This window comes from Rhodospirillum rubrum ATCC 11170 (assembly GCF_000013085.1).
Classification (GTDB): domain Bacteria; phylum Pseudomonadota; class Alphaproteobacteria; order Rhodospirillales; family Rhodospirillaceae; genus Rhodospirillum; species Rhodospirillum rubrum.
The window spans coordinates 999,689-1,015,175 of record NC_007643.1 but is presented as its reverse complement, the minus strand read 5'-3'; the positions used below and the strand labels follow the sequence as shown (position 1 = coordinate 1,015,175).

14 protein-coding genes are annotated in these 15,487 nt (G+C 64.4%); 3 read left to right on the top strand and 11 right to left on the bottom strand.

Annotation, left to right across the window (positions count from 1 at the left end):
• Entirely contained in the window at positions 1–939 is a 939-nt protein-coding gene (locus RRU_RS04460; RefSeq protein ID WP_014626049.1) for an HPr kinase, read from the top strand.
• Between the two features lie 16 nt (positions 940–955).
• The gene (locus RRU_RS04455; protein WP_011388605.1) at positions 956–1,303 is read left to right on the top strand and encodes a hypothetical protein; all 348 of its coding nucleotides are present in this window, start codon (positions 956–958) and stop codon (positions 1,301–1,303) included.
• Here the strand turns inward: RRU_RS04455 and RRU_RS04450 are convergent.
• Both RRU_RS04450 and RRU_RS19980 read right to left on the bottom strand, forming a co-directional pair.
• On the bottom strand, positions 1,262–2,404 hold the full coding sequence (locus RRU_RS04450; RefSeq protein ID WP_014626047.1) for a hypothetical protein: 1,143 nt from the start codon (positions 2,402–2,404) through the stop codon (positions 1,262–1,264). The two genes, RRU_RS04455 and RRU_RS04450, sit on opposite strands and share 42 nt — an antisense overlap.
• A 686-nt stretch (positions 2,405–3,090) precedes the next feature.
• Positions 3,091–3,243 (bottom strand): hypothetical protein, encoded by a 153-nt coding sequence (locus RRU_RS19980; protein WP_014626046.1) that lies wholly within the window; start codon positions 3,241–3,243, stop codon positions 3,091–3,093.
• A 127-nt stretch (positions 3,244–3,370) separates the two neighbouring features.
• Between RRU_RS19980 and RRU_RS19975 the strand changes: the two genes are divergently transcribed.
• Positions 3,371–3,586, top strand: a complete 216-nt coding sequence (locus RRU_RS19975) for a hypothetical protein (protein WP_014626045.1) — start codon at positions 3,371–3,373, stop codon at positions 3,584–3,586.
• A 111-nt stretch (positions 3,587–3,697) separates the two neighbouring features.
• Here RRU_RS19975 and RRU_RS04440 read toward each other — a convergent pair whose 3' ends face one another.
• From RRU_RS04440 to RRU_RS04400, 9 genes are all read right to left on the bottom strand, one after another.
• Positions 3,698–4,939, bottom strand: a complete 1,242-nt coding sequence (locus RRU_RS04440; RefSeq protein WP_011388603.1) for a RhtX/FptX family siderophore transporter — start codon at positions 4,937–4,939, stop codon at positions 3,698–3,700.
• Complete coding sequence (locus RRU_RS04435; protein ID WP_011388602.1) at positions 4,932–6,449, bottom strand: PepSY-associated TM helix domain-containing protein; 1,518 nt, start codon at positions 6,447–6,449, stop codon at positions 4,932–4,934. The genes RRU_RS04440 and RRU_RS04435 overlap by 8 nt, the downstream gene beginning before the upstream one ends.
• The gene (locus RRU_RS04430) at positions 6,450–6,734 is read right to left on the bottom strand and encodes a hypothetical protein (RefSeq protein ID WP_011388601.1); all 285 of its coding nucleotides are present in this window, start codon (positions 6,732–6,734) and stop codon (positions 6,450–6,452) included.
• A complete protein-coding gene (locus RRU_RS04425) occupies positions 6,734–8,932 on the bottom strand; it encodes a TonB-dependent siderophore receptor (protein WP_042440066.1) in 2,199 nt (732 codons plus the stop codon). The genes RRU_RS04430 and RRU_RS04425 overlap by 1 nt, the downstream gene beginning before the upstream one ends.
• 109 nt (positions 8,933–9,041) lie before the next feature.
• Complete coding sequence (locus RRU_RS04420; RefSeq protein ID WP_011388599.1) at positions 9,042–10,751, bottom strand: ABC transporter ATP-binding protein; 1,710 nt, start codon at positions 10,749–10,751, stop codon at positions 9,042–9,044.
• Complete coding sequence (locus tag RRU_RS04415; RefSeq protein ID WP_011388598.1) at positions 10,748–12,481, bottom strand: ABC transporter ATP-binding protein; 1,734 nt, start codon at positions 12,479–12,481, stop codon at positions 10,748–10,750. The genes RRU_RS04420 and RRU_RS04415 overlap by 4 nt, the downstream gene beginning before the upstream one ends.
• A complete protein-coding gene (locus tag RRU_RS04410) occupies positions 12,478–12,735 on the bottom strand; it encodes a hypothetical protein (protein ID WP_011388597.1) in 258 nt (85 codons plus the stop codon). Before RRU_RS04410 ends, RRU_RS04415 begins: the two co-directional genes overlap by 4 nt.
• Before the next feature lie 198 nt (positions 12,736–12,933).
• Positions 12,934–13,761, bottom strand: a complete 828-nt coding sequence (locus tag RRU_RS04405; protein ID WP_269147140.1) for a helix-turn-helix transcriptional regulator — start codon at positions 13,759–13,761, stop codon at positions 12,934–12,936.
• A gap of 314 nt (positions 13,762–14,075) precedes the next feature.
• Positions 14,076–15,395 carry an MFS transporter gene (locus RRU_RS04400; RefSeq protein ID WP_011388595.1) on the bottom strand — a complete coding sequence of 440 codons (1,320 nt, stop codon included), beginning with the start codon at positions 15,393–15,395 and terminating at the stop codon, positions 14,076–14,078.
• Positions 15,396–15,487: the final 92 nt, after the last annotated feature.

The window sequence follows — 15,487 nt, the reverse complement described above, 5'->3', positions numbered from 1 at the left end:
ATGACCGGCGCGACGGTGTTTGGCGATGTGTCGGGCTGGCGCTATCGCGGCGCCCTGGTTCCCCCGGGCGCGGTGGCGGTCGATGGCGCCGACGACGCCGATATCACGGTGACCCTGGGACCGCCGGCCGCCGCCCCCCCAGAGACCGGGCCCGGCCATCCGGTTTGGCGGCGGGCGGAGGATGGGCGGACGCTGTTGTCTCTGCCCGGGATCGGGCGCTTCCATATCGAGGGGGGCGACCGGGTCGGGATCGAGGCCGCCGAGGGTGCCGACCCCGTCACCCTGGGCTTGCTGCTGGGCGGGCCGGTATTGGCGGCGCTGCTGCGTCAGCGGGGCCTGCTCCCCCTGGATGGGGCGGCGCTGGGGGTGGAGGGCGGCGCCCTGCTGATCGTCGGCGCCTCCGGCTTGGGCAAATCCTCGCTCGCCGCCACCCTCGCCCTCCGGGGATGGCCAGTCCTCGCCGATGGCGTGCTGGCGGTGGCGCCGACGGCCCCCCAGGCCCGGTTGCTGCGCGGGGCGCCGCGCCTGCGCCTGTGGAAACGCTCGGCCCGGGCGCTCGGCCTTGATCTGGCGCGATGCCCGCAGCCGCGACCGGGCGTGGACCGCTTCGACACGGCCTGGAGCGGCGGCGCGCCCGGCCCCTGGCCGATCAAGGGGCTGGCCATCGTGCTCAATCGCGCGCCCTCGCCGCGGTGCGAAGCGCTGTCACCGGGACGGGCGGCGGCCTGCTTGGCCCGGGCGCTATGGAGCCGCCCGGCCTATGACGGCGATCGGGCGGGAGCGGCGGCGCTGATGGCGGATCTGGCCGGACTGGCGTCCTTAACGCCCTGCTGGCTGCTGACCCCGGGCGAAACCCTGGACACCCTGGCCGCCACCGCCGATGTGCTAAACAGCCGATCAAGGGCCGCCCCCCTCCAGACGCGGACACCCGCCGAATAGACCAGCGCGCCCTTAAATGGGGGCAGACCGCTTTTCCTTCCCTTTTTCTCTCTTCATGGATGTGACAGAGGTCAGCGTCATCGACCGGGGGCGGCGCTATCGCGCGGACGATCCGTTTACCACCAAGCGCACCCATCGGGTCTGGTCGGGGGGTGTCGGCGATACCGACCTAAACCCGGCGCAGGCCGCGCGGCGGGTGGTGGATAAGATGGACGACGTCATCCTGGCGTATCTGCTGGGCATAGGCGAACCCCGGCACATCGGCGATCGCCCCGTTCATCCACCCTATGAGGACGGCCAGCAAGCAGCCTTACAACGATGCTCAGAAATCCATATTGGCTGCGTCATCAATTTGTCTCGATAAATGCTCGATAAACCCTCTCATTTCGTCGCGGTTCAGCATCGCTCTGTGATAAGTACCGTCCATGACGTAAGTGAGAACACAAGGGAATCCCGTTTCTAGGTACAGCTTCGCCGGTTCTCTGCTTCCGGACCAAAGCCGACCCAGAAAGCTATCAATTCGGGCATAGTCACGTTCCCAATCCCTGGGACGATACGTTCCAAATGAAAACTCCGAGCGAGCGTGCTGATCCAATATCTTCAACGGCACCGCACCTACACGCGAATGAAATTGAAATGTTGAACCGTCTTTCCCAAAGGAGCCGTGGGCGACATAATTCCGTAGCTGAACTCTCAAGTCCAAAATGTCATCAAATGATGACTTATCTTTGATATCTGAGAGATCTAAAATCAACTTGCACTTCTCTCCAAACTCCTGCCTCAGAAGCTCTGCGATTTCTTTTCCGGTGCTTAGCTTACCCATGAGGACAGCTATGTGTACGAGGGCTTGCTCGCACCATCCAAAGAAAGCGTCCACGGCCGCTTCATGTAGCCAAATTGATTGGTTTTTAAACTTATAGGCCGGATAAGATACTGAGGTCCAATTGCCAAAACTGCTTTCTCCCTTCTCAACTACGACGTTGTCTTTTTCAGCTACAAACCTCCCCATCAATGCTTCACTTTGTTCTTTCAAAAAGATGTACTTATCCCAAAGCTGAGGGCATTTCGATATTAGATTCAAATCAGAGGAGCAGGAGGCTGTTTCTGCTCTCCAGAGGTAGTACGGCTTCGCAGCCTTGATTCCTCTCTTTATCGCAGCATAGACCTCCGCTGCATTTCCGCCCTCGGAATATTCGATTTTCATTCCAAATTTTGCATAGACAATAGAGTAGCGAAACCCCTCAAACCCAACCGGGATGATGTAGGCGACCTTCTCACCCGGCCCCCAATACTTGAAGTCGAGAAGATCCACGAGCAGTAAAAAGATGAGATAATATTCGTGATGAGGTATTCCTTTAAATACAGCCCTACTTCCTGATCCTTGGTCGTCGGGCTGGGGCTTCTTTAAAGGTGTGATTGCCCGAAAGACGTTTTCGCGCGTTTTGTCCAATGAAAATGTGCCCATGCGATCGTGTCCCCGGATGTGGTGTAGGAGCGCTGCCAGGATGGCCCCGTAGGGCGGCGTAGCCGACCGGAAGGGCTGTCCTGGCAGGGGCGATCATCGTGGATCTTCGGTAAAGTTTGGCCACCTCACCACTTCCCCAACCAAGGGGGACCACGATGACCGACGAGATGATGGCACTGCGCACGATGTTGGAAAAGGGGCCTCCGTAATGGGCCTTCTGGTGTCACCCCCCGAGAGTTGTCTCGTCGCCGTCTCACGCTTCCGTCCGTGGTCGGCACGTGGCCGCCACACCATGCTATCAGAGGGAATCCGTGAGCCGATCTGACCCGCGTGCTCCAGGGCACAACTCCCTTTGCGGCTTCAACGGACTCCGCGTCCCGGCGACGGGACCTCGGAAGGCGGCAGAGGTCGTCCGCTCGAGGCCATCTGGGGTCTGACCCCTTTTTTGCCTTTTTTGCGTGATCAGACGGTCCTCATCGCTGGCGATCAGAGGCCCCAGCCGCCCCGCCGCCATCGATCGCCCGCCCCCTGCGACGACATCGCGACCCCTTTTCTTTGGCCACATTTTCTACGGGTTCGAAGGGCCGGGGGCCCTTCGCGGAGAGGGGCGAGAGGTGGAGCCTCTTGGCATAACGTCGGCCACGGCACGACGCGACGCCGATGAGCGGAGCGACGCGGCCGGGTCCTCACCAGGACCGGTCATAGGCGAGATAGCGGGTGATATACTCCTCGAAGGTCCAGAGGTTGTCGTACCAACGATAGCGCATCTCGGGATGCCAGAAGGCCAGCCCGGCGGCTTCGGCGACATAGGGGTGGATGGGGACCTGCAGCGGTCCCATCGGCGGCAAATCCGCCGCCCTTGCCCCCGCCGCGGCTCGCCACCCAGGAAAGCCTGGGCCGCCCGATAAAGGCGGGAGGCGAGAACGCCCAGGCCGTCGGGAGTGATATGGCCGCTCGTCCAAAAAAATGACGGCGGCGGACGACGTCGAGCACATAGTCGCCGATGGCGACGTCGCAGGCTTGGTCACGCGCGATGATCCACTGCTCCTCTTGGGCGAGTTTGCCGGCCATATCGGGCATGGCGACCATCGAGCGATGCAGATACTCCTTGAAGGCGGCCCCGGAGACAGCCTGTTTCCGATGTTCACCGTTATCGCCCATCGCGACCGGTCCGGGCGATGAGTGTCCCCGCGATCGAGCCAACGCACGTCCCCAAGCCGACACCCCGGCTTTCTAGCATGTCGCCCGCGTAAAGGGGGCGACGAGCCGCAGAACCACTCAGCCGGCAGCCTGCTAGAACTCCTCGGCGGTCGCCATGGTGGCCCGCCGTTCCCGTCGCCTCAGACGCAGGGCGACGGTCAAGGCCAGAATCGCCAGCAGGCAGCCCCCAAGAAAAGCGCCGCCGTAGCCGAGCCGCGCGGTCACGGCGACCAGGGAGGAGGAGGCCAGCAGTTCCCCCAGATCGCGGGTGCTCTGAACGGCGGTGATGTCGGTCCCCGCCTGGTCGCCCTGACCGGCGAGGCGCATCGCCTCCGTCAGGATCGCCACCGAAGTGATGCCGGTGGACAGGGAGCCGAGCACGATACACACCCAAACCACGCCCTCGGTCACGCTCAGCCATTGGACCGCCTGAAGAGACCAGAGACATCCCGACACCCCGGCGAAGAAGACGCCGACACCGAATCCCCGCCACAACCCGATCCGTTTCACCAGCCAGACGCCACCTCCACAGCCGAGGAGGATGGTGATCATCCCTCCGCTCATGCCGAGCCGGCCGATGTCCTCAAGCGCCCAGCCGGCGTCGGTGAGAAACAGCTTGGACAAACCGAAGCCCGACACCGCGGTCATCGCCGACAGCAAGGCCAACAGCAGAAGCGAGGGGGCCATCGGCCGGCGAATGAATCCCCACAAGCTGGCTCCCGCGGGCGCCGCGTCCGCGCGCCCCCTCGGGGCGTCCGGGGGCAGGAGACCGACGAACACCAAGCTCGCCAAAGGAACGCAAAACAGGGTCAGAAAAGCGATGGTCTGCCCGAAATGCCCCACCAGGATCAGGTTTCCGGCGCCGCCGGCGAAGAAGCCGATCATCACCCCCGCGACTTGAATCGCGTTGACCTTGGTCAGCAGATCCCCCGCGAAATGCTCGGCGGCCATGCCGTCGGTGGCGATATCCTGGGTGGCGCTGGCCAGGGAGGCTACCGCCATCAGGCCGACCACCCAGCCGGCCGAGGCCACGCCGACGCCAACCAGCGCGAGGCCAAGCAGGCAGGCCAGAACCACGCCCTGCATCGGCAGGATCCAGCTCCGCCGTCGCCCCAGGCGCGCGGTCCAATGGTTATCCACCCAGGACGCCCAGAGGAACTTGACCACCCAGGGCAGACCCACCAAAGGCAGGAAGGCCAGCGCCCGCAAGGACGCGCCATCATGCCGCAACAGGGTCGGCAGGGCGTCCATGGCGATCCCGATGGGAAGGCCCTGGGACACGTACAGCAAGGCCAGGGTGACGACCAAGCGGCGATGGCGAAGCAGTTCAAGCATTCTGGTCTCCAATGCGACCGGGAAGCGGAGGATGGGGGGCGGAGGACCGGGCCAAACCCCAGGACAGGCGGCAAAACAGCGCGCCGCAGAGCAAGAGCGTCAGGTCCACCGCCAGCGATGACCAAGACCCGGCTCCAAGCCAAGCCCGCACATGCAATCCGACGGCGAGCAGACAGGCGCCGCCGGCCAAGCCCAGATACGGCGACAGAAAAGACCGGCGACGGAGCGGCAGGACCGACAACAGCAAGACCCCGCCCCAAACCCACCAGAACAGGCGCCCCGCCCCGTCCTCCCCCGCCGACGCCGGGGGTATCGCCTGGACGAAGCACAGCAGCGCCCCAGAGGCGACGACGAGGCCGCCGCAGACGCCTTCGACCAGACGCGGCACAACGACGCAAGACCATGTGGCGACCGCTTGGCGACGCAGGCCCCAAAGGTGCAGGCCGCCAGCGCAGAGCAGGCAGGCGAGCACGCCCGTCGTCAGATGCAGGCCGCGCAGCCAGGACGACCAGCCGCCGCCCACCCAGGCGTAATCGGCGAAATGAAGCGGCTGAACGGCGATGAAGGCCCGCGTCCAGGGGCCATGATCGGTGGCGCTTCTGGCCGCCAGCAAGGTCCCATCGGCGACCCGGTAGAGATGGCTCTCAAACAGCGCGGTGCTGGGGAGCCCACGGGTGATGCCGCCGATCTCGATGGTCGCCGCGTCGTCCTCCCCATGACTGATCTTCACCCGTCGAGCCGTGAACTGCGGAAAATCTCGGGCGTCCCGCTCCAGAATCCGCTCCAGATCAAGGCCCCCCACCAGGGGACGACCGGACGCGGCCGGTGGCGGCGGACCGAGCAGATCGGCGAACACCTGACTTGGTTGCCCGGGATAGGCCACCCGCGACAGCGTCACGGTTCCCAGGGCGCCGAGACCACTGAGCGCGCCGGTCAGCGCGAACAGCATCAGCCAGGGAAAGATCCAGCTTCCGATCACCCCATGCCAGTCAAGGACGCCCGCGCGCGCCCCGTGGGTCCGTCGCGGGCTCCAGGGCAGGCGCCAGCGGCGACCGAGGAGCACAAGCCCGCTCACGCAAACGATGAACAGCGCGATGCCGAACAGGCTGACCAGAATCCGCCCGGGAAAGCCGAGGAAGGCGCTCTTGTGCAGATCCTTGAGAATAGTCAGGGCCGCTCTCTCGGGCAGCGGCAGGCCGGTGAGCGGATCCAAGCTCAGGGAGCAGGGTCCCCGCCCCTGACAAAACCCGATCCCCTCCCCTTCGGACACCGGCAGGGTCAGACTGACGTCGTCGACGGCCATCCCCCGCTCCCGGGCCCGGTCCAGAAGCTCGCCGATGGACAGGCCCGCCCCCCCTCCGTCGGCAAGCGGCGGCCGCGCCCAGGTTTGCAGGGCCTCGGCCCCCAGGCTCCAGCATCCGCTGAACAACACCACGAACAGCAGAACGCCCAACACGGCGCCCGCCCCACCGTGCACCTCCGCCAACAGGCGCCGAAAGGCCGGTTTCATTCAGCTTCCCCGACCCAGCGACAACGCCAGAAGCGATGTCAAGGGAACCAGGCAGACGGCGAGCCGCCCCAGCACATGCCGGAGATCGGGCGCCAGCAAGGAGACCAGCAGGAGTATCAGGCCGACCACCAGACCGACGAACACCCCCGCGTACAGCCGCTCCAGCGGAGCGGCGAGCCAAGCCTGCCCGGCCAGCAGCCACGCGACCTGGACGGCCGCGATGATGCTGCCCGTCAGCGCCAGGGGCAGTCGCCACCCCCAGCGCCGGGCGATCCGTTCGACCATCAGAAGGTTGCCCGCACGCCAAACGTGACGCTGCGCGGCTCTCCGTAACGATTGCTCCAATTCGGGCTGAACAGTTCCTGATAGTACTTTTCGTTGGAGATGTTTTTGACATTCAAAGACGCCGTCACGGTCGGCATGATGCGATAGGCGAGCCGCAAATCCATCGTGACATAGGGGCTTTGCTTCATCGTGATTGAATTCGATGTCTTGGTGATCTCACTTTGCGCGTTAAGACCGGCCCCGACACTCCAACGCTTTTCCTCCCAAGGAAGGGTGTAATTTGTCCAAAGCTTAAACATATGGTGGGGTGTCGTTGTCGAAAATTCGTCCCCTTGATTGTTTGGATCTTCCAGATACTTGGTGTCCGTATAGGTATATCCGGCGGAAACGTCCCAATCTGGCATCACCTTGCCGTTCACCTCCAATTCAACGCCTTGGCTGCGCACTTTGCCGCCATTGATGTAATAGGTGGTCCGCCCAACACTGGGGTGATCGGGATCTTCCACGGCCCGGTTACTTTGCTCGATTCGGAAAAGGGCGGCCGAAACATTGAGCCGATCCTCGTAAAGGGCCCCCTTGATACCGACTTCATAGCTCCGGCCTTCGATTGGATCCAAAATACCCCCATCGTAGGTCAGCGAGGTCTGCGGCTGAAACACGCTGGTGTAGCCCGCATAAGCCGACCAATCGTCCGCGAAATCCCAGATCAATCCGCTATAGGGAATCCACTGAAGCCCCGTGCTGTAGGAGGAGGTCAAGGTGTCCTGCTGCCAGCCGCTGAAGCGCGACCCGAGCACCAGGGTCAAGGGATCGGCGATGGAAAACCGCCCCATCGCATAAAAACCCGCCTCCCTTGTGTCGCTGTCGCTGGTGGTGTCGTAACGGGACACTCCGGGCTCGGGGACACTGGACGGATCCCAGGTGTAGACATTCACGGGCCGGGCGATATTTGTCTCGAATGTGCCGGTGTCGACCTTGTGTTGACGCCTGTTGGAATTGAGACCAAACAGCGCGTGGTGGTCCTTGCCAAGCAGCTTGAACGGACCATTGGCGTGCAGATCGACGCTGCGGTTCTCGTCGTGGAAACGGTAGGCGCCCGGCATCAGGATCGCCCCATTCCCGGTCTCGGCATCGATATTCGATCCGTAGAGCGCGCCGTATTTCAGATCAGAGGATGATTTCTCGTATTCCAGACTGAGCTTGGAGGTCCATCCCCCTCCCCATTGATGCTCCAGGGCCCCGAAGGCGCGCACAGTCCGCCAGTCGTTGGCGCTCCAATCCGTGTTCAGATAGCGCGACCGTGAAAGACCTAGATCCGAGCCATCCGCGGCCATCGGCACGCCGGCGATATTGGGGACCGCATCAATAGCTTGATACTGCCCTCCGAGGGTCAGCAGCGTGGTGTCGGAGAGGTCGGCCTCGATGACGCCATAAGCCAGACCGGTTTTCTGCTCGGCCTCGTCGTAGAAATAGCCCTTTTTCTCGTAGGCGCCGACCAACCGGCCGCGCACCGCGCCGTTTTCGATGAGCGGTCCGCCGAGGTCGGCCTCACCACGGTAAGTGTCCCAACTGCCGCCGCTCAAATCGACACTGGACTGAAAGGTGTCGGTCGGTTTCTTGCGAACAAGGTTGATGGTCGCCGCGGGATTCCCCGAGCCATGCAACATCCCGTTCGACCCCCTCAGAATTTCAACCCTGTCATAGACCGCCATATCCTGGGGCGAGGACGCCTGATAGCCGATCCCCACGGGCGACCCGTCGATTTCAAAGGAATCCGCCTGAAACCCGCGAACGTAATATTGCGTTGTCAGCTGTTGATAGGGCTGAACGGTAACCCCCGTGGCCTTCTCCATGACGTCGTCCAGATCCGTCAGGTTTTGTTGCTCCATCCGCTGACGGTCGATGACGCTCACCGATTGGGGGATTTCGCGCATTTCCAGGGGCATCTTGGACAAGGTCGCCCCCCTCAGGGATTGGCTTCCATAAACTTTCGTGTCTTCGACAAGAAGAGGCGGCAGAGTCTCCACCTGACTTTGATCCGAGGTGACCTCCGAAGACTTGCTCACCTCCGATCCCGCCTCCTCCTCGGCCATCGCCCTGGGACTTGGCATCAATACGCCACCCGCCACCAACAACCCGAGACAGGCACTCGTCACATCGATTTTCACAAATGCCGCTTTTGTTGTCGCCTTAACCACGGTCCATACCCCCTCAATATCGTGAATGCTTCTTATTATCATAGAAAAATCAGGGGTGCTTTCGCGTGCGGAACTACAACTATCGCTGCCGTGTCGGTTGAGACGTTTTTTACACCTCGCAGGTCACCGCGCCGCCGGCGAACCGGGCATACCAATCGTCCCGTCGGCTCAACGCGTCATGACGACCACGCAGGCGCAGGCGCCCCTTGTCGAGGACCAACACCTGATCGGCCATCCGGGCAACCGCCGGGTTATGGGTCACGACCAGGACCGTCCGGGAGCCGCGCGACGCCGCAAGGCTGTGGATCACCCGCCTTTCCGAGAAGGCATCCAGACTGGCGGTCGGTTCATCGAGCAGCAGCAAAGGGGCCGGGGAGAGAAAGGCGCGGGCGAGGCACAGGCGTTGTCTTTGCCCTCCCGAGAGCAGCGCCCCTCCCGGACCGACCTCCGTCTCCCAGCCATCGGGCCAGCGTTCAATGTCATCTAGCAGGGATGCCAACTCCGCCGCGCTCCGCAGGTCGGCCGGACTGGCATCGGTCCGGGCCATGCGCAGATTCCAGGCGACCGTGCCATGAAACAGGCCACTTTCCTGGAAGACGAGGTTGCGCCGCGCCGCCAGGGTCTTTTCATCAAGCTTTCGCGCGTCCACCCCGCCCAGGAATACCGCACCCCGATCGGGGTCGTGGAGACGGCCGAGCAGGGCCAGCAAGCTGCTCTTGCCCGCGCCGGTCGGTCCGACGATCACGGAGAGGGTCCCGGGGTCCAGGGTCAAGGAGATGTCGGTGAGCAGGGCCCGACCGTCGTCGGCGTCCCATCCCAATGCCTCGGCGCGCAAGCCGCAATCCCGCGGCTGTTCTCCCCGCTCCGGGCTTTCCAGGGGCGGCAGGGACAGCACCCGAAGCACCGTGTCGAGCGCCCGCGCGGAGCCGCGCAGCGCCTGATCGAGAGGGGTGAGTTGGGTCAAGGGCTCGATGAAGCGCGCCAATAAAACCAACAGGGCCAGCAGACGGGCGCCGTCGAGCGACTGATGGGTTACCATCCAAGCGCCGCCCAAAAGACCGAGAAGGCAAAGCGCCTGCACCGCGAGGGAAAAAGCCAGCCCCACCGGCAAACCTCGGGCCAGCAAACGTCGCGTGCTCGCCTGAAGGTCCTCAAGCGCGCGCTCGAGATCCCGCCGCGCCGGCCCAGCCCGGCCCGATGCGCGCAGCAGGGCCTGATGTTGCGCGAAGGTTTGGATCTGCCTGGCGAAGGCTCGCTCCGCGCCCGCCCGGGCGGCCTCGTCTTCCAGGGTGCGTCGTCCACTCCAGCGCATCAAGATCGCCAGCAGCAGACCGGCCAACAGCAACGCGGCGGCGATGCGCCCATCCAGGAAGAACAGACCAAGAACAACACAGGTCGGCGTCACCACGGCGCTCACCAAGGGGCCCAACAGATGCGCCGGCATGCCCATGCTCTGGAGCACCGGCCCCCGCAAAAGCCCCTCAGGCGCCGCGACCTTGCGCAGGGCGGGCGGCGCCAGACGGGGCAGATGGCTGACCAAGCGACGCACCAAGCCGAACGCCAAGCGTCCCCCGGCGAGATACCCGCGTCGCGCGGCCAAATACAAGATCAGGGCGTGCAGCACCGTGGCGGCGACCAGGAAAGACAGCCACCGCCAGGGCACCTCGCCTTCGGTGACCCAGGTTTCCAGCAGCGGGACCAGCAGCAAACCGCAAGCCGCGTCCAACACCGCCGCCCCGCCGGCCCACAGGGCGGCTTGGCGGATTTCATAACGACAGTCGACCGGCAATGACCGGAAGCGGTCCAAGAGCGTCTTCATGCCGCCTCTCCCTCGGCGCGGCGCTGGTCCCGCCAGAGGTCCGCGTAGAGCCCCCCCGACGACAGCAGGTGGGCGTGGGTGCCCTGGGCCACGAACCGCCCCTCGTGGCACACCACAATTCGGTCGGCGTCGCTCACCTCCGACAGGCGGTGGCAGACGATCAGACGGGTGCGCCCGGCCAGCCGCTCGCGCACGGCTCGGTGAAGGGCCTGGGCCGTTTGCGGGTCGGTCGCCGAGGTGGGCTCGTCCAGCAGGAAAAGACGGGCCGACGACAGCAGGGCGCGGGCCAGGGCGAGGCGTTGCACTTCACCGCCCGACAGTTTGACGTCGCGACCCGACAGGCTGTCGTATCCCCGGGGCAGCGCCATGATGGCGTCGTCCAAGCGGGCGTCCCGCGCGGCTTGGCGGATGTCTTCGAACTTGGCCTCGGGACAGAGGAGCGCGATGTTCTCCCTCAAGGAGAGGTCGAGCGCCACGGCCTGTTGCGTCAGCATGACGATATGGCGGTGACGGACCGCGTCGGGGAGGTCCCTCAAGGGCACGCCACCAACGAGGATGGTTCCGGCCTGGGGGTCCATATGGCGGGCGAGAACATGCAGCATCGTGCTTTTTCCCGAACCGGACGGACCCACCAGGGCGTTGAGCCCCCCCTCGGCCAAATCCAGATCCACGCCCTTGAGAACCTCCCGGTCTGGATAGGAGAAGCGCAGGCCGCGCACGACGACCGACCCGTCGCGCGGGATCTGACCTGCCCGCCCCTCGGACAGGGGCGGCAGGTCGCAGACGGCCTGCAACCGCTCGGCCGCGGCCCGCGCGCCCATCAGGGCATCGGCGCCATGGCCCATCGCCTGTATCGGCGCCGCCATCGCCCGGGTCAGGAGAAGAAAGGCGCAGAGCGGCCCGACGGCCAGCGGCATGCCAAGCACCGCCAACGCCATCGCCCCAAGCAGAACCCAGGCCATCAGCCAGGGCCCTCCGAGCACGAGTTCGATCAGGGCCGCCACATGTCCGACCCGTTTCACCCAGGCGGAAAAGGCGCTCTCGAATCCCTTGGCGGACAGCTCGACGCCGCGCTGGACTCCCGCTCCGGGGTATTGTCGGGCCAGGGGCAGATTTTGGGCGAATTCGCCATAATCCACGGACAGCCGTTCGAGCGCGGCGTCGCGCCGGGTCCCCTCGTCCCGATAGGCTGGCGAGCGCAACAGGGCGAACCCGGCCGCCGCCGCCGCCAAGGGCACCAAACAAAAAACCAGCAAGGCCGGCTGCAGCCAAGCCAGACAGAGCAGCGCAGCGAAGGGAACGACCACAAGGGAGCTGAGATCGGTGGGCGCGTGGGCGACGAGTTGATGCAACGCCCGCACGTCCTGATCAGCCAAACGGGCGACACCGTCCTGGCCCTGCCGGGAAAACCAGTCCAGCGGGGCGCGCTCCAGGTGGGTTAGCAACCGCCGGCGCAGATCGCCGCACAGATCGGCGTCCACCCCATGCGCCAGATGGACCGCCAGGGCCTGACTGACCAGCCAAACAACCATCGTCGCCGCGACCAGTCCCGGAATCGCCCCCATCGGCGCCCCCTCGGCCCCGGCGCCGCCCGTCACCAGGGTGTCGGCCCACCAGGACACCAACACCCAGGGCAGCAGGGACGCCAGACCCGCCACGGCGCGCAACCCCATGGCCAACGCCATGCGCCACCGATAGGGTTTGAGCAACTCCCACAGCACCGGCGTCATGGCATCGCCTCCTGGCCGCGCTCTAGGGCGGCCGGAGCCAGACCGCCGCGCCGAGACGGATCGGCGAAGGCCACGCCGTGAGTCCGCAGGCGGTCCCGCGCATACGTCAAGCCGAGCGGATCACGGTCATATCCCGGAAGATCGTCGTCATCGGACAAGGCCTGGACCTCGTCCAACGGTTTGCCAAGCAGGATGGCGCCTTGCCCCGCCAGCCAGGACCGCATTGCGGAACGGGCCTCACGATGCTGATCCATGCGAACTCCCTGATCTGGAAATCAAGCGTTCGCCAAGGCTAGATGGAAATGACAATCACCAGCAACATCAACACCCTGGCGCTGCTTTCGCTCGCCGGAGCATTTCTTTCGCTCGGAGGCAATCAAAGAGGACGACAGCGATAATCCGCGCGCCGCGCTGTGCGCGGGCGGCCCCGCGACCGGCGGCGCGGACCGAGGTCAGCGTATATCCCGGGGCGATAGGCCGTAGCGCTTGCGGAACGCGGTGGCGAAATGGGCGGGACTATACCCCACCAAGTGAGCGACGGTTGAAACGTTGGCTTCCTCGTCGCAGAGCATGCGATGGGCCTCGCGCAGGCGGTATTCCTGGAGATAGCAGAACACGCTGGTCCCAAACACCTTGCGGAATCCAAGGGTCAACTTGCGCCGATTCATGCCCACCCGCAGCGCCAGTTGATCCAGGGTCGGCGGCTCCCGCAGAGCCTCCACGAGGATGGCCCGGGCGGCATGGATGCGCTCCACCTCGGCGCTGGTAATGCTCTCGTCGCTCCCCGTCGCCGGGGCGCCCGACAGGGTCTGGACGCTGAGCGCCGCCAGTTCCAAGGCCTTTCCGCCCAGATAGAAATCCCGGATGGGGCCGTCCATCTGACATGTGGCGATCTGGGAGGCCAGAGCCTGTATCGCCTTGGTCGCCGGACAACTGATCATCAGGGGATCCTCCCCCCGTCGTGGTCGAAGCGAGTCCGGCAACCAGCCCAGACGCCCCTCCAGATCGTCGTCGAACAGCTGCAGCATGGTGTAGCGCAAGGGCCGAGCCGTGTCATAGACCTGGGCGGAGGTGAAATCGCCGGCGTTGGCGATGGTACAAAGCATCGGCCCTTCGATCAGATGCTCGGGCTGCCCCGGTACCCGACACCGCAACCGGCCACTTTGCACCAGAATGAGCCGCACCCCCCGTTCCAGCGGCTCCTCGTACCAGTCCTCAGTGTCGGAGCAATAGGTTCCCGCCATCAACGTCATCTGCGGGTCGATACAAGACACGTCCATCCGACTTTCCGGCTTTACCACGATGCCCGCGGTCTTGGGGGGCGTTATGATGGTAATACTCATCGGTCGTTCCTACGCTCTAAGCGTCGTCGCCTTGACGACAGTCTCTGTGGATACATGCGGCAAGGCCCCCCGCGTCCAGACAAGCGCGGCCGTTTCCACCCATCAAAAGAAAATTCCCCCCGATCCAACGACCGGAGCCTGAACAATTCGCAATGCCGGAAATGATATTAATTATCGTTTGCGTTATTGCAACGCTGAATGTGCGGCGCAGCGGGGGCGGACCTCGTTGAGGGGGCGTGCCGGCATGGTCGTCATATCTCTTCTCTCCTCAGGTCCAGATCCGGGGACCGCGCCGAGGGCTCCGCCCGCCATCCGTGCCAGTAGCCCAGGGCGTGCACGCGCGCGGCGACGCCAAGCGTCGACATCCCGGCGAAGGCCGCCGCCACCGCGAAACAGGCGCCGTACCCCCAGATCCCGGCCAGCCAGCCCCCCAACACCCCGCCCACCAAAGAGATCAGGGCATTCGCGCATTGGAAAACCGTGAAATCGACCCCCGCCTGTTTCGGCGAGGACAGGCCCATCAGGGCGCTGTACGAGGTCAGCAGCCCGCAGGCCATCAACATGAACTTCAGCCCCACCAGCACGGTGAGAAGCCGGAAATCCGCCTCTGCCGCCAGGGCAAGAGCACTCAAGACCAGCGCCTGCATGCCATAGGCCAGAAAGACCGCCTTCCAGGCGCCCAGCCATCGCACGAACAAGGCACCGGCGACGGTTCCGGCCAAGCCGGCGACGACGGTGAAGCCACCGAACATCCAACCGATCAGTTCCAGACTGGCGCCGCGGTCGATCAGCAAGGGACCGACCATCACCGTCGCGGTTCTCACCCCGGCCTCCAGGCAGGTGATGGCCATGATGCCAACCCAGACCTCCTGCCGCCGCAATGCGAACCCCAGGCTGGGACGATGATCCGCTTCCGCCAGACTCCGCCGCTGTTCCCGAAAGGCCACCAGTGGACCGCTCAGCAAAACGAGCAGAGCACTCGTGCACAACAACGCCGCGCTCAGCCCCCACCGGGCGCAGATGACAAGAAACAGGCTGGTCCCCAATAGGAGGCCGATATACGCCCCACCGACCTGGGCGGCGTTTCCCAAGGGGCGCGTTTTCGCGTCCAAATGATCCACAACCATGCCGTCGCTGGCCACATCCACACTGGCGGCCAGCACAGCGGTTGCCATCAAGGCCAAGAAGACATCGACGCTCAAAAAGCCTTCCAGCGATGCCCCCCAGTGAAGAAACGCCAGTCCAGCAAAGACGGCCGCCAACAAACCCTGCCCGCAGAGGATGATCGCCTTGGAGCGGCGGCGCGGATCACCAGCGGGAAGCCGCAGCCGCTCGATGGCCGGAGCCCACAAGACCTTCAACACCCAAGGCACCATGAACACCGCGCTCATCCCGAGCAGTTCCAGCGGCACCCCCGCCTCTCGAAGCAGGGTTGGCAGGGATTGCATGGCGATCATGGAAACCATGGTCTGGGAGACGTAGACGCCGCCGACAGCAAGGACCAAGCCCAGCACGGATGAAGCGTATCCCGACGTCGTCCGGGACCGGTGGGCCAGCGTGGTTCGTCTCATTGAAACACCCCTTGGGAACACAACCGCCTATAATCGACCTGGGATTTTACGCGCGAATAATAGGCGGTCGCAAAAATACCGCCGTCAATACG

Excerpts from the sequence above, each read along its gene's own strand:
- RRU_RS19980 (WP_014626046.1), bottom strand. The coding sequence starts at position 3,243 with ATGGGACCGCTGCAGGTCCCCATCCACCCCTATGTCGCCGAAGCCGCC.
- RRU_RS04460 (WP_014626049.1), top strand. The coding sequence starts at position 1 with ATGACCGGCGCGACGGTGTTTGGCGATGTGTCGGGCTGGCGCTATCGC.
- RRU_RS04450 (WP_014626047.1), bottom strand. The coding sequence starts at position 2,404 with ATGGGCACATTTTCATTGGACAAAACGCGCGAAAACGTCTTTCGGGCA.
- RRU_RS04415 (WP_011388598.1), bottom strand. The coding sequence starts at position 12,481 with ATGACGCCGGTGCTGTGGGAGTTGCTCAAACCCTATCGGTGGCGCATG.
- RRU_RS04430 (WP_011388601.1), bottom strand. The coding sequence starts at position 6,734 with ATGGTCGAACGGATCGCCCGGCGCTGGGGGTGGCGACTGCCCCTGGCG.
- RRU_RS04435 (WP_011388602.1), bottom strand. The coding sequence starts at position 6,449 with ATGAAACCGGCCTTTCGGCGCCTGTTGGCGGAGGTGCACGGTGGGGCG.
- RRU_RS04455 (WP_011388605.1), top strand. The coding sequence starts at position 956 with ATGGGGGCAGACCGCTTTTCCTTCCCTTTTTCTCTCTTCATGGATGTG.
- RRU_RS19975 (WP_014626045.1), top strand. The coding sequence starts at position 3,371 with ATGACGGCGGCGGACGACGTCGAGCACATAGTCGCCGATGGCGACGTC.
- RRU_RS04405 (WP_269147140.1), bottom strand. The coding sequence starts at position 13,761 with ATGGACGTGTCTTGTATCGACCCGCAGATGACGTTGATGGCGGGAACC.
- RRU_RS04400 (WP_011388595.1), bottom strand. The coding sequence starts at position 15,395 with ATGAGACGAACCACGCTGGCCCACCGGTCCCGGACGACGTCGGGATAC.
- RRU_RS04420 (WP_011388599.1), bottom strand. The coding sequence starts at position 10,751 with ATGAAGACGCTCTTGGACCGCTTCCGGTCATTGCCGGTCGACTGTCGT.
- RRU_RS04440 (WP_011388603.1), bottom strand. The coding sequence starts at position 4,939 with ATGCTTGAACTGCTTCGCCATCGCCGCTTGGTCGTCACCCTGGCCTTG.
- RRU_RS04410 (WP_011388597.1), bottom strand. The coding sequence starts at position 12,735 with ATGGATCAGCATCGTGAGGCCCGTTCCGCAATGCGGTCCTGGCTGGCG.